Origin of the sequence: Lysobacter sp. ISL-50 (assembly GCF_018612875.1) — a bacterium.
In the GTDB taxonomy this organism is placed as follows: Bacteria; Pseudomonadota; Gammaproteobacteria; order Xanthomonadales; family Xanthomonadaceae; genus Lysobacter.
The window spans coordinates 84,128-98,694 of the sequence record NZ_JAGGRI010000010.1; the positions used below are offsets into that span (position 1 = coordinate 84,128).

Here is a 14,567-nt window from a genome sequence, read left to right on the forward strand (position 1 = left end):
TCAAAGGGGGAAGTTCGGTAGGCGGGGTCGTGGCTACGGCAGCCATCGCGGTTCGGTGCACCAAACCACGAAGCGATAATCCCCAAGCCCCACCAACTCAACCGAAGAGTTCCCCCCTTTGAAAAAGGGGGGCCAGGGGGGATTCGCTTTGCTTAGCTTTTACCGTCCAACCAACCTCAAGAACTGATCGGCTGCGTCAACTCAACCCAAGTAGGCGCCTTAGGCCACTGCGGTTCCAGATTGCCTTCCAGCACCCGGCGCAGATCGCGCCGGTCGATCTGCGGCGCCAGACCGTGCAGCAGCTCCAGCGCGTAATCGCGCAACACCCGCGCACGCGGGATCACCGCCCAGGTGATGCACTCGGGAAACGCGTCCGGCGCGACCAGCGCCTTGAGATCCTCATCGCGCGAGGTCACCGCCATTTCCGCCAGCACGCCCACGCCGAGACCGGCGCGCACGTAGGTCTTGATCAGGTCCGCATCGCGCGCGGTCATCGCCAGTTGCGGCTCGTGGCCGCCGGCGCTGAAGGCGCGGCGCAACGACGATTCCGGCCGCGTCGAAGATTCGTAACTGATCAAGGGCTGCGCCGCCAGCTCGGCCAGCGTCGGCGCGCGATCGAGCTTGGCCAGCGCATGCGCGCGCGGCACCAGCACCACCCGGCGCCAACGGAACAGCGGCACCGCCAGCCCGCCTTCGGGCGGCCCGCCGGCGGTGCTGATCACCGCCAGATCGGCGTTGCCGTGCGACAGATGCGACAGCACCTCGCCGTCGGCCGCCGCCTGCAGATGCACGCTGACCTGGGGGAAGTCGCGCTTGACCTGGGCGATGATCGGCGGCAACACGTAGCGCGCCTGCGTGTGCGTGGTTGACAGCACCAGGCGCCCGGCGTGCTGGCCGCGTTCGTTGGCGGCGTAGGCGCGGATGTTGCCGGCTTCTTCGAGAATGCGGCGCGCGTGTTCGAGCACGCGCTCGCCGGCCGGCGCGATCGCTTCCAGGCTGCGGCCCTTGCGCACGAACAACAAAAAGCCCAACTCGTCCTCCAGCTGCTTGAGCTGCTTGGACAAACCGGGCTGGGTGGCGTGAACGCGTTCGGCGGCGAGAGTGATGTTGAGGCCGGAATCGGCGATGGCGACCAGATAGCGCAGCTGGGTCAGGGTCATGGCGAAGCGATCCAGAATAAGAGACGGGGCGGAACGGAAGCGGGCACGGCGAGTCGGCGCGAGCGACAACACCCTGCGGCCGCGGGTTTGCGGTCGTTGCGGCGGTCGAATCGCGTCCCGGACATTCGCTGGCACTCCGTGTCCACTTATTTATCGCTCTATTCGGATAAAGGGATTTATAGGCTAGCCGGCGTATGGCGGCCTTGTCCAGTATCCGTGCCGCAACGCTGCGGCTCATTACGTGACGGCATGTGCAAAGGCTGCCCCGTCATTTCCGGTCGCCGACCGGCGGCCTTAGGGTCGCTCCATCGTCCCCGCATCGCCCCCTCGCCGCCATGACCAGCCCCCTGTTTCCGCTGTTTGCCGACCTGCGCGGACGCACCGTGCTCGTGGTCGGCGGCGGAGCGGTGGCGCTGCGCAAGGCCGCGGCGTTGCTCGAAGCCGGCGCCCGGGTGCGCGTAGGCGCGCCGCAGTTGCTGCCGGCGCTGGCCGAATGGGCGGCGCAGGGACGTATCGAACACCTGCACGGACATTTCCAGCCCGAGTGGCTGGATCAGGCCTGGCTGGCGATCGCCGCCACCGACGACCGCGAGGTCAATCGCGCCGTCGCCGAGGCCGGCGAAGCGCGCCGGGTCTGGGTCAACGTCGTCGACGATCTGGAGGCTTCCAGCTTTCACGTCCCGGCGCGGGTAGAACGCGGCCCGGTGCAGATCGCCATCTCCAGCGGCGGCGGCGCGCCGATGCTGGCGCGGCATCTGCGCGAAACCCTGGAAACCCAGTTCGACGAATCGCTCGGCGAACTCGCGCGCCTGCTCAGCCGCGAACGCGCGCGCATCCGCCGGCACTATCCGGATATGGCGCTGCGCCGTCGTTTCTTCGATCGCGTGTTGTCCGGGCCGATTCCCTCGCTGTTGCGCGAAGGCCGCCTGGACGAAGCGCAGCGCGCGTTCGGCGTGGCTCTGATCGACGACAAGCCCGATGCGCCGCAGGCCGGTTCGGTGGCGCTGGTCGGCGCAGGTCCGGGCGATGCCGGCTTGATGACCTTGCGCGGTTTGCGCGTATTGAACGAAGCCGATGTGATCCTGCACGACCGGTTGGTCAGCGCCGATGTGCTGCGCCTGGCGCGCCGCGACGCCGAGTTGATCGAAGTCGGCAAGCAGGCCGGCAATCATCACACCACGCAGGATCGCATCCACGAGCTGATGCTCGAACACGCCCGCGCCGGCAAGCGCGTGGTGCGGCTCAAGGGCGGCGATCCGTTCGTGTTCGGTCGCGGCGGGGAAGAACTGGAAGTGCTGGCCGAGGCCGGCATCGCTTTCGAAGTCGTGCCCGGCATCACCGCCGCGCTGGCCTGCGCCGCCTACGCCGGCGTGCCGCTGACGCATCGCGATCATGCTCAATCGCTGCGGTTGGTCACCGCGCACCTGAAGGATTCGACCGATACGCTCGATTGGCAGGCGCTGGCGCAGGAAAAGCAGACGCTCGCGGTCTACATGGGCGTGTCCGGGCTGGACCTGCTGCGCGACAAACTCATTCAACACGGCCGCGCGGCGTCCACGCCGTTCGCGCTGATCGAAAACGGTTCGCGCCGCGAGCAACGCGTGGTCACCGGCACGCTGGCCGATCTGGCCGAACGCGCGCGCGGGCACCAAGTGCAATCGCCGGCCTTGCTGATCGTCGGCGAAGTCGCCGCGCTGGCGCAGCGCCTGCATTGGTTCGGCGACGCGCCGCTGACCGATTTCGCCGATGCGCCGATCTCCAGCGACACCGCGTTCGCCGCGGCCGCCTGACCCCTCACACCCACGCCACGGGAGAGCTTCCATGCCTTTGTACGACAGCATCCTCGACACCATCGGCAACACGCCGATCGTCAAACTGCATCGCCTCGCGCCCAAGCACGTGTCGCTGTACGCGAAGGTCGAATCTTTCAATCCCGGCGGTTCGGTCAAGGACCGCCTGGCGCTGGCGATCGTGCTCGACGCCGAACGCAGCGGCGCGCTCAAGCCCGGCCAGACCATCGTGGAAGCGACCTCGGGCAATACCGGCATCGCCCTGGCGCTGGTCGCGGCCGCGCGCGGTTATCCCTTCGTCGCGGTGATGACCGAAACCTTCTCGATCGAACGGCGCAAGCTGATGCGCGCCTACGGCGCGAAAGTGATCCTGACCCCGGCCGCCGAACGCGGCACCGGCATGGTCCGCAAGGCCGCGGAACTGGCGGAAAAACACGGTTGGTTCCTGGCCCAGCAATTCGAGAACCCAGCCAACCCGGCCTATCACCGCAGCACCACCGGCCCGGAAATCCTGCGCGATTTCGCCGGCAAGCGTCTGGATTTCTTCGTCACCGGCTGGGGCACGGGCGGCACGCTGACCGGCGCCGGACAAGTGCTCAAGCTGGCGCGTCCGGATCTGAAGATCGTCACCTCCGAGCCGGCCGGCGCGTCCTTGCTCAGCGGCGCGGCCTGGCAGCCGCACAAGATTCAGGGCTGGACGCCGGACTTCGTGCCCGGCGTGCTCGATCGCGGCGTCGCCGACGAAATCCGTCCGGTCGATGACGTGACCGCGCGCGACACCGCGCGCCGGCTCGCCGCCGAAGAAGGCCTGTTCGTCGGCATCTCCGCCGGCGCGACCGTGGCCGCGGCGCTGCAGGTGGCCGAAACCGCGCCGGAAGGCTCGGTGCTGCTGGCGATGCTGCCGGACACCGGCGAGCGCTATCTGTCCACGTTCTTGTTCGAAGGCGTGTCGGAAGGTTCCGACGACGAATGGCTGGCCTCGCTGGATCAGAAGGAATCCGTCGCGGCCTGATGGGCAACAGGCGGAGCGGAGCCGTGCGCGCCGGGTTTCGCAGCGCACGTGCCGCCGCATCGAAGCAGGCGTAGCGCGCCGGCTCCGCTCCGCGCTTTACCGAGTTTCGCCGTACTACCCGGGCACCCGTAGGGCGGGGTCCGCGGCGCAGGGAATCCGGAAGCGGCGGTGGCGACTGCTTTCGGGGGATCTGCGGCGTGGGCTTCGCCCTACTCTTCTCGATGGTGGTCGCGCGCTGCGGGTTCGCGCGCCCTCACCCCAACCCTCTCCCGCAAGCGGGAGAGGGAGCGATTCGCGTCCTTCTCCCGCTTGCAGGAGAAGGGTGGATGAGGGCACAGGCGTCGGCGACATTCACCCACGCCCTCCACCCGTTTACCCTGTGCACCTGCGGCCCGTCCGGCCGCCGGAGCCCGCATGACCCAGCCCCACCCCACCGACCGCGACGCCGACCGCCTGAACTGGGCCCGCGCCGCGACCGGCGACGACCGCCTCGAACTCGCCCGAGCCTCTTTCGACGCCGGTTTCCGCAGCTATTGGCGCGGCCACACCGACGCCGGCAGCGTCATCGTCATGGACTCCCCGCCCGACCTCGAAGACGCGCGCCCGTGGCTGCGCATCCGCGACATGCTGCTCGCCGGCGGCGTGCGCGTGCCGCAGGTGCGCGCGCAGGACCTGGAACGCGGCTTCCTGCTGCTGGAAGACCTCGGCCAGCAGACCTTCCTGCAAGCCTTCGAAGCCGGCCACGGCGACGCCGACGCGCTGTTCGACGCGGCCTTCAGCGAACTGCTGAAAATCCAGGCGCTGCCCTGCCCGGACGATCTGGCGCCCTACGACGAAGCCTTCCTGAGCCGCGAGCTGCGTCTGTTCGACGAATGGTTCCTGGGCCGGCATCTGGGCCTGAGCCTGGAGTGCGGCGATCTGGAACGGCTCGATCTGGCCTATCGCCGCATCCTCGACAACGTCCTCGCCCAGCCGCGGGTGTTCGTGCATCGCGACTACATGCCGCGCAATCTGATGCCGGTGGACGGCGGCGTGGCGGTGATCGATTTCCAGGGCGCGCTGAAAGGGCCGATCGCCTACGACCCGATCAGCCTGTTCCGCGATGCCTTCATCAGCTGGCCGGAAGACCGCGTGGACGCCTGGATGGCGCGCTATCACGCGCGCGCCGTCGCCGCCGGCATCCCCCTGCCCGAGTTCGCGCGCTTCCGCCGCGATGCCGATTTCGCCGGATTGCAACGCCACATCAAGATCCTCGGCCTGTTCGCGCGGCTCAATCATCGCGACGGCAAGCCCAAGTACCTGGCCGACGCGCCGCGCTTCCTGCGCTATCTCGACATCGTCCTGCCGCGCTATCCCGAACTGGCGCCGCTGGCCGAGATCGTCGAACGCTACGTGCGTCCCGCGCTCGCGCCCTCGACCGGCGTGCCGGCATGAAAGCGCTGATCTTCGCCGCCGGCCTGGGCGAGCGCATGCGGCCGTTGTCGCTGCACACGCCCAAGCCCTTGCTCGCGGTCGGCGGCAAGCGCCTGATCGAATGGCATCTGGAAAAGCTCGCCGGCATCGGCGTGCGCGAAGTCGTGATCAACACCTCGTGGCTGGCCGAGCAGTTTCCGGTCGCGCTCGGCGACGGCGCGCGCTGGGGCCTGCGCCTGCGTTTTTCCTACGAGGGCGAGACCCCGCTGGAAACCGGCGGCGGCATGCTGCATGCGCTGGAGCTGCTGCACGAAGGCACCGATCCGCGCACACCGTTCATCGTCGCCAACGGCGATATCTGGACCGACTACGATTTCGCCGCCTTGCCGCGCGAGTTCGACGGCGACGCGCACCTGCTGCTGGTGGACAACCCGGTGCAGCGGCCGCTGGGCGATTTTCAGCTGGAAAACGGCCGTATCGGCAACGAAGGCGAATCGCGGCTGACCTACTCCGGCATCGGCCTGTATCGCGCCTCGCTGTTCGACGATTGGCGCGCGGTCTTGCGCGCCGCCGTGGGCGACACCGCCGACGCACACCGCACGCCGCCGCGTTTCAGCACCGTGCCGCTGTTGCGCGCCAGCGCCGCGCGCGGCCGTATCGGCGGCGAACACCATCGCGGCCGCTGGACCGACGTCGGCACGCCGGAGCGTCTGCAGCAGCTCGACGCGGCGCTGACCGCGGAACAACACGCCTGACCCTCAGCGCCCAGCATCCGGCCCGCGCCTCGGGCCGGAGCCGCGGACACCGCAACGACGAGCGCGGCGCGATATCGCCAGCCGCGCCGCCCCTCACGACATCGGACACCCCATGACCGCCGTAAGCCTCACCAAGACCAGCAAATTCCTCAGCCTCGTGCTGCGCCACGAACCCGAAGCGATCGGCCTGACCCTCGACGCCAACGGCTGGGCCGACATCGAAGAACTCATCGACCTGGCCAACGCCAGCGGCAAGCCGGTCACCCGCGCGCTGATCGACGAAGTGGTGCGCGACAACGACAAGCAGCGTTTCGCGATCAGCGAAGACGGCCTGCGCATCCGCGCCAACCAGGGCCATTCGATCGAGATCGATCTGACCCTGACCGCGTTGGAACCGCCGGTCACGCTGTACCACGGCACCGCGACCCGTTTCGCCAAGTCGATCCGCAACCTGGGCTTGGTCAAGCAAAGCCGCCAGCACGTGCATCTGTCGGCCGATCAAGCCACCGCGATCAAGGTCGGCGGCCGCCACGGCAGGCCGCTGGTGCTGAAGATCCGGTCCGGCGAGATGCATGCGCGCGGGCTGGCGTTCTTCCGTTCGGAAAACGGCGTGTGGCTGACCGATGCGGTCGCGGCGGAATTCATCGACTGGCCGGAGCAAGGCTGAGCCGATGCAGCTGAGCGCGGTCCAGGGCGACATCACCACGCTGGCGGTCGATGCGATCGTCAATGCGGCCAATTCGTCCTTGCTCGGCGGCGGCGGAGCTTTAGGCGTTTGATCTTGCTCTCGCTCTTTCTGTTGCCCTCGCTCTTGCTTGAGGCTTCTTTTGCTCGTCATTCCCGCGAACGCGGGAATCCAGAGACTTCAAACGTTCTCGCACGAAAGGCACTGGATTCCCGCGTTCGCGGGAATGACGGTAGGAGGGAGTGCGCGGGTCTGGTTGTTTCGTCGATCAGGGGCTTTCAGGTTCCTTAGAAGCTTCAAGCAAGATCAAACGCTACAAGCAGGATCAAACGCTATAGGCAAGATCAAACGCTAAACGCTTCCGCCATGGAGCGGCGGGTCACTTTCTTTGTCCAAAGCCACAAAGAAAGTAACCAAAGAAAGGGCTTTAGGCTGTTTCGAGTCAAAAGCCNNGCCGCCCTCCGGGTGTCCCTGGTCTCGCGAGTTAGTAGCTGCGCCCAGCAACAACAGCAACAGCAACGGCAAAAAACAAGAGCAAAGGCAGAGCCAAGCCCAAGCCCAAGCCCAAGCCCAAGCCCAAGCAAAATCTTGGCAACGGCTGCAGCAAAAAAGAATTCCGGCTCTCGCCGATAACGGATGCATGGTCGCGTTCACGCAACGCAATCACTGCAGTTCGGCTCGGCAACAACACAAGCACACAAAAACCGCGATCAACTACAACCGCCTTATCGAACTTCTAGATCCCCGACAACGCCCTACTCCGCCCCGAGCGTCTGCCTCAAGAACGGCACCGTAATCCGCCGCTGCGCCGCAAGCGAAGCCCGATCGAGCTTGTCGAGCAACGCCGTCAACCCGCCCAGATCGCGATCGACCCGCTTGAGCAACCAATCCAACGCCGCTTCTTCCAACGCCAGCCCGCGCCGCTGCGCACGCTGACGCAGCACTTCGCCGCGGCCCGCGTCGTCCAAAGGCGACAGCACGATGCGCGTGCATTGCGACAAGCGCGAACGCAAGTCCGGCAGGCTCAACGGCAACTCGTCGGGATTTTCGCGCGCAGCGTAGATCAAGGCGATGCCGGCCTGACGCGCGCGGTTGTGCGTGTCGAACAAGGCGACCTCGTCGTCGCGATCGCCGGCGATCGCCTCGATGCCATCCAGCGCCAACAAGTCGTTGCCTTCCAGCGCGAACAAGGCATCGCGCAGACGGCCGCTGGCGGCGCTCAGGGGCAGGTAGGCGGCGCGGCGGCCGGCGGCTTCCGCGGCCGCGCAGGCGCCGAGCAAAAGATGGGTCTTGCCCACGCCGGCCGGGCCGGCGAGGTAGACCCAGTCGGCGCCGGTCGGGTCCAGGTAACCGGCCGTCTCATGGGTCTGCGTGGCCAGCGCGCGCAACTGCGCGATGGCGCCGTCGGGTGCATCGACATACGTGTCCAAACGCTGGTCCGGCGGATAGCGCAGGGCCAGCGGCAACTGCGGAACGCTCACTGAGTTTCGCGCTCCGCGCCGGCGGCGCCGTTGCCGTTGTCGCCGGCCGGCGTGGCCGCGTCCGGCGCGATCGGCGTGGTCGCCGGATCGAGCAGGACGTCCGGATGATCGCCCGCGTACAGACGGCTGTGGGTGTAGCGCTCCTGCGCATAGCGCAACAGCACGTTGGCCACCGCCGCGATCGGCAACGCCAGCAGCATGCCGAGGAAACCGAACAAGGTGCCGCCGGCCAGCACGGCGAAGATCACCGCGACCGGATGCAGGCCGATGCGATCGCCGACCAGCTTCGGGGTGAGCCAATAGCTTTCGATGACCTGGCCGACGCCGAACACGGCCAGCACGCCGGCCACGTATTTCCAGTCGCCGTACTGCACCAATGCCGCGATCACGCCCAGGATGATGCCGCTGGCCGGGCCCAGGTACGGCACGAAGGTCAGCAGGCCGGCGATGATGCCGATCAGGATGCCCAGGTCCAGGCCGACGCCCCACAGGCCGATGCCGTACATCACGCCCAGGGTGACCATCACCAGGAACTGGCCGCGCAGGAACGCGCCGAGCACGTCGCTGGACGCCTTGGCCAGACGGCTGGCGGTGGCCAGATGATCGCGCGGGATCAGCGAGGCGACGCGATCGACCAGCACGTCCCAGTCGCGCAGGAAGAAGAACGTCAGCACCGGCAGCAGGGCGATGTTGGCGACCATCGCCATCACCGCGAAGCCCGAACGCGACAGATAGCCCAGCAGCGTGGTGGCGACGCCGCCGGCGCGCTCCCAGTTGCTGCGCACCAGTTCGATCAGGTGATTCAGATCGAGCCAGTCGCTGATCTCCAGGCGGGTGCGCTGCTCCAGCCACGGAATCGCGATGCCGGTGAACCAGTCGCGGTAGCGCGGCAGCGACACGATCAGGGTGCTGATCTGGCGCTCGATCAACGGCACCAGCAGCACCAGGATCAGCAGCACCAGCAAGGCCATCGAGGTGAACACCAGGATCACCGAGGTGTTGCGCGAGCGGCCGGTGCGTTCGAGCCGATCGACCAGCGGATCGCCGAGCCAGCCCAGCATCGCGGCGACCACGAACGGGGTCAGCACCGGCGCCAGGACCCACAGCAGCCAGCACGCGCCCACGCCGAGCGCCGTCCATTGCAGACGGCGCAGGAACAGCGCGATGTCTTCCAGAGGAGTGCGTTCCATGCGTCAGTGCAACTGATACACGGGGGGCTGGCCATCCAGGCCATCGAGCGCCACCAGGGTGCCGCCGGCATCGACCATGCGCTTGAGGCCGGGCAGGCCCGACAGCAGCTCCAGGTCGAACTCCAGGCTTTCCGGGGTGGTGCGCACCGGGGTGATCTTGCGGATCACCGCCAGGCCCTGCAGGTAGCCGGCCAGGCGGATGTAGTCGTCGGCGCTGCGCACGCCGGTGAACACCACCCGATAGGTGCCCGGCGGACCGGCCATGCTGCGCTTGGCGTAGCGCTTCATCAGCGCGTCGGCGGCACCGTCGGCGCCGCCGGACATGACCTTGCGCGCGTCCGGATCGGTGGCGGTCCAGCTGTTGAGCACCTTGCCGCCGTCCACGAAGCTCCATTCGCCCTTCCAGCCACCGGTCTTGACCCGGTACAGCTTGCCGATCAGCTGCATCGGCGGGCTGTAGCGCGCCGAGGCGCGGGCCACCGCGGCGGCGTCGCCGCGCCAGATCGCGCCGACGCTGGCCTGTTCGGCCGCGCTGCCGGTCGGCAGGCCGAGCTTGTAGCCGCGTTCGATCGCGCGATTGAGCGCCGCGCGCGCGGCGTTGGCCTGCGCCAGACCGACCAGGCGCGGGCCGCTGCCGTCGTCGATCGCCATCCACAGCACCGGCTTGGGCCGCGGCTGCGGCCAGATCGGCAGGCCCAGGGTCGAGGCGAGGTTATCGACCTTCTCCTGGTCGAAATTGACGATCAAGGTGGTCTGGAAGGTCGGCGCGCCGGTGGATTGCGACACGCCCTCGTCCTGGCGGTAGTCGTAGCCCAGGGCGTAGTCCTTGGCCCGGCGCAGCTCCTGGCCAACGCCCGGGCGGCTGGCCGCGGTGCGGTCGCCGGACATCTTGCTGAGCACCTGGGCCAGCGCACGCGCCATCGCGCCGTTGCGCTCGTTCTCGCTCTGGCCGCCGACCGGCACCTCGGCCGAGTACGCGCCTTCGGCCTGGGCGCGGTCGCCTTCCACGCGCTGCGCGCTCGCGGCGAAGCTCGCCAGCAGCGCCATCGTCGCCATCCAGCCCCGAATTGCCTTACCCATCGACAAGCCCATCGCTATCCCTATCCGTATGAGGAGCGGGCATCCGGCCCGCATGGCGAGCCGCTGACCCGGCTCGAAGGCCGTTCGCGGCCGTCAGGCCGGTACGGACGTTCAAGGTCGGAAATGTTGCCGTAGTGGAGCCGGATCGTCCATTCGGGAGCTGAACGGCCCTGGGGGGCGAGGAACGAGTTCGCAGGAGTGAGGAACGAGTAAAAGCGCCGCAGCGCCTGCCTTTACTCGTTCCTCACTCCTGCGAACTCACTTCTCCCGCCCCCCTGCCTGCTAAAATCCAGCGTTTCCTTCCGCGACCGCCGGGGCCGCCGTGACCGCATCTCCTTCCGACACCTCCCCCAAGCCGCTGACTTACCGCGACGCGGGCGTCGATATCGACGCCGGCAACGAGGTCGTCGAACGCATCAAGCCGCTGGTCAAGCGCAGCTTCCGTCCCGAAGTCATGGGCGGGCTGGGCGGCTTCGGCGCGCTGTTCGATCTGTCGGGCAAATACCGCGAGCCGGTGCTGGTCTCCGGCACCGACGGCGTCGGCACCAAGCTCAAGCTCGCGCAGGAACTCAATCGCCACGAGACCATCGGCATCGATCTGGTCGGCATGTGCGTCAACGACGTGCTGGTGCAGGGCGCCGAGCCGCTGTTCTTCCTGGACTACTTCGCCACCGGCAAGCTCGACGTGGAAACCACCGTATCGGTGGTCGGCGGCATCGCCCGCGGCTGCGAACTCGCCGGCTGCGCGCTGATCGGCGGCGAAACCGCGGAAATGCCCGACATGTACCCGCCGGGCGAATACGATCTGGCCGGCTTCACCGTCGGCGCGGTGGAGAAGTCGCAGATCCTCGACGGCTCGCGCGTGGCCAAGGGCGACGTGCTGATCGGCATCGCCTCCAGCGGCCCGCATTCCAACGGTTACTCGCTGATCCGCCGCATCTTCGACCGCGCCGGCCGTCCGGGCGACGTCGCCGTCGGCGGCGTGCGCCTGATCGACGCGCTGATGGAGCCGACCGCGCTGTACGTCAAGCCGATCCTGGAACTGCTGCGCGCCGACGGCGGCCAGCACGCCATCCACGCCATGGCCCACATCACCGGCGGCGGCCTGACCGAAAACATCATCCGCGTGATCCCCGACGGCCTCGGCCTGGACATCCGCACCGCCACCTGGAACCTGCCGCCGGTGTTCGACTGGCTGCAGCGCGAAGGCGCGGTGCAGCGCGAGGAAATGTGGCGCACCTTCAACTGCGGCATCGGCTTCGTGCTGGTGGTGCCCGACGATGCGGTCGCCGCGACCGAAGCCGACCTCAAGCGCCTGGGCCTGAACCACTGGCGCATCGGCGAAGTGGTCGGCCATAGCGAAGGCGAGCGCGTCCACATCGGATGAGTCTCGCATCGCAGGGACGCATGAGCGCGATCAAGAAGATCGCATTGGGTCTGGTGCTGGCGGTCTTCGCCGTTACCTGGATCTCGCCGAAAAGCCCGTTCGAACAAGGCATGCACAGCGTGCTGACCGTCGTCGGGCTGTTCTGGCTGTGGCGCCACGATCGCCGCTGGGGCATGCGCGACGGCCACTTCGTCGCGATCTGCGTGTTCATGACCGCGCATTGCATCGCCGCGCGCTGGTTGTACTCGTACGTGCCTTACGACCAGTGGATTCAGTGGCTCACCGGTGGCTGGTCGCTGAACCAGGCCTTCGGCTTCGAGCGCAATCACTTCGACCGTCTGATCCACTTCCTGTACGGCGTGTGCTTCGCCCCGGCCGTGCGCGAATACTTCCGCCAACGCTGGCCGGCGCTGTCGCCGCGGCAGGCGTTCGTGCTGGCGGTCGCGGCGGTCATGTGCACCAGCCTGATCTACGAATGGATTGAATGGGCGATCGCGCTGACCATGTCGCCCGCGGACGCGGAGTCCTACAACGGCCAGCAAGGCGATGTCTGGGACGCGCACACCGATATGTTTCTTGCGACACTGGGCGCGCTGGCGGCCTGGCCGCGAGCGCGCAAGCCCGCGCCCCGGGCCGGCAGCGCCTCTTGATCGCCGGCCGCGGCCGGCATCGCGCCGATCGACATCGTTCCGAAGGAGAGCACGCGTCATGAACACGCCCGATCCTTCCACCTCCGACTCCGGCCGCCTGGACGTGCGACCCGCGCCCGTCGCCGCTGCGCCCGCGAATCAGCTCGACACGCTCGGCGTCCTGTACTACGTGCTTGCCGCGTTGACCGGCTTGTTCTCGCTGATTCCGATCATCCACGTGGTGATGGGCCTGGCGATGATCGGCGGACGCTTCGAACAGGGCCCCAATCCGCCGCCGCCGATGGTCGGCTGGATATTCGTGATCATGGGCGCGATGTTCATCCTCGGCGGACTGGCCTGCGCGGCCCTGTTCGCCATGACCGGACAGCGGCTGCGCCAGCGCCGCGGCTACACCTTCTGCCTGGTGGTCAGCGCGATCAGCTGTACCTTGATGCCGTTCGGCACAATCCTCGGCGTGTTCGCCCTGATCGAGCTGACCAAGCCGCACATCAAAGCCTTGTTCGCTCCCGCGCGTTGAACACTACGCAGCCTGCGCGATCGGGGACCGCCGACATGGCCACGAAGCATTCGCCCGCCCGCCGCGACCCGGCCGCTTCGCTGCGCCGGCTGAGCCTTTGGTTTTATGTGCTGGCCGGACTGGACGTCGCCGCGGCGGTGATGTTCGGCCAGTTCGCGCGCTCGATACGCGACAGCTACGCAACGGCGGCATTGGCGGCCGAACCGGGGCAGCTGGGCAACCTTGCGATCGCGCTGTGCACGACGATGCTCGCGGTCAACGCGGTGTTCGCGCTGCTGCATCTGGCGACCGCGCTGAGCCTGCGCCGGCGGCGCTCGCGCGCGCTGTGCATCGGGGTGTCGGTGCTGAGTTGCCTGCTGTTTCCGTTCGGCACCGTCACCGGCGCGTATGCCCTGGCCCTCTTGCGCGCAACGCCGATCAAGGCCTTGTTCGCTTCCGCGCGCTGAGCGCGCCCTCGACAGGAGACACCGGAATGTCCCAGACCGACCCGCGTCCGACGGCCAACGCCGAAGACGCTTCGCATCTGCAGATACTCAGCATCGCCTACTACGTGTTCGTCGTGCTCGACCTGTTGTCGATCGGCTTCATCGCGCTGTACGCAGTGATGATGTCGACCTTGTTCAGCATGGAGCAGACCTCGCACGCGAGTTCGGCGCCGCCGCAGGCGTTCGTCCACATGATCGTCGGCTTCTGCGTGTTCGCCGCGCTGTTGTCCTTGCTGTTCGCGGCGCTGCATTTCGTCACCGCGCGGCGCCTGCGCGACCGTCGCGGCCTGGGCTTCTGCCAGGTCGTCGCCGGCCTGACCTGCCTGTCGATTCCGCTGGGCACGACGCTGGGCGTATTCACTTTCATCGTGTTGGGACGGCCTTCGGTGAAGGCATTGTTCCAAGCGCGATCCTGAGCGCATCGGCTCGCCGCGAATACGGCGGCCGTCGCCGGCTCATCAGCACTATTTCAGTAAGGAGCGAGACATGGGCGCGTGGGGTTTTGGCAGTTTCGAGAACGACGACGCCGCCGATTGGCTGGACGAATTGGGCGACCATCAGAGTCTGGCGCTGGTGCGCGAAACCATCGCCGCGGTGCTGGACGCGGAGGAGCAATTGGAAGCGCCCGAAGCCTGCGCGGGAATCGCCGCGGGCGAGCTGATCGCCGCCGCCATCGGCCGGCCCTCGGGCGCCGCGCGCAAGCAGGAAGAACTGATGATCTGGATTTCGAAGATGCGGCCGTCGCCGGACGCGGCCTTGATCGCCGACGCGGTCAGCGCGATCGATCGCATCCTCGGCCCGGACTCGGAACTGCGCGAGCTGTGGGCGGAAACCGACGACTTCGCCGCGTGGCAGGCGGATGTGACGCAGCTGCGCTCGCGCCTGGCGTTCTGAGCGGCGCTGAAACCTATCTACATGGCCCCGGACGGTAGCCGCGCGAGCCGTCCGCGCCAAGACAGGTC

General features: G+C 67.6%; 15 protein-coding genes and 1 pseudogene. 12 read left to right on the forward strand and 4 right to left on the reverse strand.

What is annotated here, in order from left to right:
• Positions 1-176: 176 nt before the first annotated feature.
• The gene (locus tag J7J50_RS06925; RefSeq protein WP_215058319.1) at positions 177-1,160 is read right to left on the reverse strand and encodes a LysR family transcriptional regulator; all 984 of its coding nucleotides are present in this window, start codon (positions 1,158-1,160) and stop codon (positions 177-179) included.
• A 335-nt stretch (positions 1,161-1,495) separates the two neighbouring features.
• Here J7J50_RS06925 and cysG point away from each other — a divergent pair, with 335 nt between their 5' ends.
• The 6 genes and pseudogenes from cysG to J7J50_RS06955 form a co-directional block, all read left to right on the forward strand.
• A complete protein-coding gene (gene cysG, locus J7J50_RS06930) occupies positions 1,496-2,950 on the forward strand; it encodes a siroheme synthase CysG (protein WP_215058320.1) in 1,455 nt (484 codons plus the stop codon).
• Positions 2,951-2,981: 31 nt separating this feature from the next.
• On the forward strand, positions 2,982-3,962 hold the full coding sequence (gene cysK / locus J7J50_RS06935; protein WP_215058321.1) for a cysteine synthase A: 981 nt from the start codon (positions 2,982-2,984) through the stop codon (positions 3,960-3,962).
• Positions 3,963-4,376: 414 nt separating this feature from the next.
• Entirely contained in the window at positions 4,377-5,396 is a 1,020-nt protein-coding gene (locus J7J50_RS06940; RefSeq protein ID WP_215058322.1) for a phosphotransferase, read from the forward strand.
• Positions 5,393-6,130: a nucleotidyltransferase family protein gene (locus J7J50_RS06945; RefSeq protein ID WP_215058323.1), complete on the forward strand. Its 738-nt coding sequence runs from the start codon at positions 5,393-5,395 to the stop codon at positions 6,128-6,130. The genes J7J50_RS06940 and J7J50_RS06945 overlap by 4 nt, the downstream gene beginning before the upstream one ends.
• A 112-nt stretch (positions 6,131-6,242) precedes the next feature.
• The gene (locus tag J7J50_RS06950; RefSeq protein ID WP_215058324.1) at positions 6,243-6,797 is read left to right on the forward strand and encodes an RNA 2'-phosphotransferase; all 555 of its coding nucleotides are present in this window, start codon (positions 6,243-6,245) and stop codon (positions 6,795-6,797) included.
• Positions 6,798-6,801: 4 nt separating this feature from the next.
• Positions 6,802-6,894 (forward strand): annotated as a pseudogene (locus tag J7J50_RS06955) (O-acetyl-ADP-ribose deacetylase); the annotation flags it as partial.
• Between the two features lie 676 nt (positions 6,895-7,570).
• Here the strand turns inward: J7J50_RS06955 and hda are convergent.
• The 3 genes from hda to J7J50_RS06970 are packed head-to-tail and all read right to left on the reverse strand — an operon-like array spanning position 7,571 to position 10,578.
• Positions 7,571-8,296: a DnaA regulatory inactivator Hda gene (gene hda, locus J7J50_RS06960; protein ID WP_215057960.1), complete on the reverse strand. Its 726-nt coding sequence runs from the start codon at positions 8,294-8,296 to the stop codon at positions 7,571-7,573.
• Positions 8,293-9,486 carry an AI-2E family transporter gene (locus J7J50_RS06965; protein ID WP_215057961.1) on the reverse strand — a complete coding sequence of 398 codons (1,194 nt, stop codon included), beginning with the start codon at positions 9,484-9,486 and terminating at the stop codon, positions 8,293-8,295. The genes hda and J7J50_RS06965 overlap by 4 nt, the downstream gene beginning before the upstream one ends.
• A 3-nt stretch (positions 9,487-9,489) precedes the next feature.
• Positions 9,490-10,578, reverse strand: coding sequence for a DUF2066 domain-containing protein (locus J7J50_RS06970; RefSeq protein WP_215057962.1), 1,089 nt, complete (start codon positions 10,576-10,578; stop codon positions 9,490-9,492).
• 310 nt (positions 10,579-10,888) lie between these two features.
• On the opposite strand from J7J50_RS06970, the gene purM reads away from it, so the two are divergent.
• The 6 genes from purM to J7J50_RS07000 all read left to right on the forward strand — a co-directional run bounded on the left by purM (position 10,889) and on the right by J7J50_RS07000 (position 14,499).
• A complete protein-coding gene (gene purM / locus J7J50_RS06975; protein WP_215057963.1) occupies positions 10,889-11,953 on the forward strand; it encodes a phosphoribosylformylglycinamidine cyclo-ligase in 1,065 nt (354 codons plus the stop codon).
• Between the two features lie 20 nt (positions 11,954-11,973).
• The gene (locus J7J50_RS06980) at positions 11,974-12,603 is read left to right on the forward strand and encodes a DUF2238 domain-containing protein (RefSeq protein ID WP_215057964.1); all 630 of its coding nucleotides are present in this window, start codon (positions 11,974-11,976) and stop codon (positions 12,601-12,603) included.
• Between the two features lie 58 nt (positions 12,604-12,661).
• Positions 12,662-13,120 carry a hypothetical protein gene (locus J7J50_RS06985; RefSeq protein ID WP_215057965.1) on the forward strand — a complete coding sequence of 153 codons (459 nt, stop codon included), beginning with the start codon at positions 12,662-12,664 and terminating at the stop codon, positions 13,118-13,120.
• Between the two features lie 35 nt (positions 13,121-13,155).
• Positions 13,156-13,566, forward strand: a complete 411-nt coding sequence (locus tag J7J50_RS06990; protein WP_215057966.1) for a hypothetical protein — start codon at positions 13,156-13,158, stop codon at positions 13,564-13,566.
• A 26-nt stretch (positions 13,567-13,592) separates the two neighbouring features.
• Complete coding sequence (locus tag J7J50_RS06995; RefSeq protein WP_215057967.1) at positions 13,593-14,021, forward strand: hypothetical protein; 429 nt, start codon at positions 13,593-13,595, stop codon at positions 14,019-14,021.
• Between the two features lie 70 nt (positions 14,022-14,091).
• The gene (locus J7J50_RS07000; protein WP_215057968.1) at positions 14,092-14,499 is read left to right on the forward strand and encodes a DUF4259 domain-containing protein; all 408 of its coding nucleotides are present in this window, start codon (positions 14,092-14,094) and stop codon (positions 14,497-14,499) included.
• Positions 14,500-14,567: the final 68 nt, after the last annotated feature.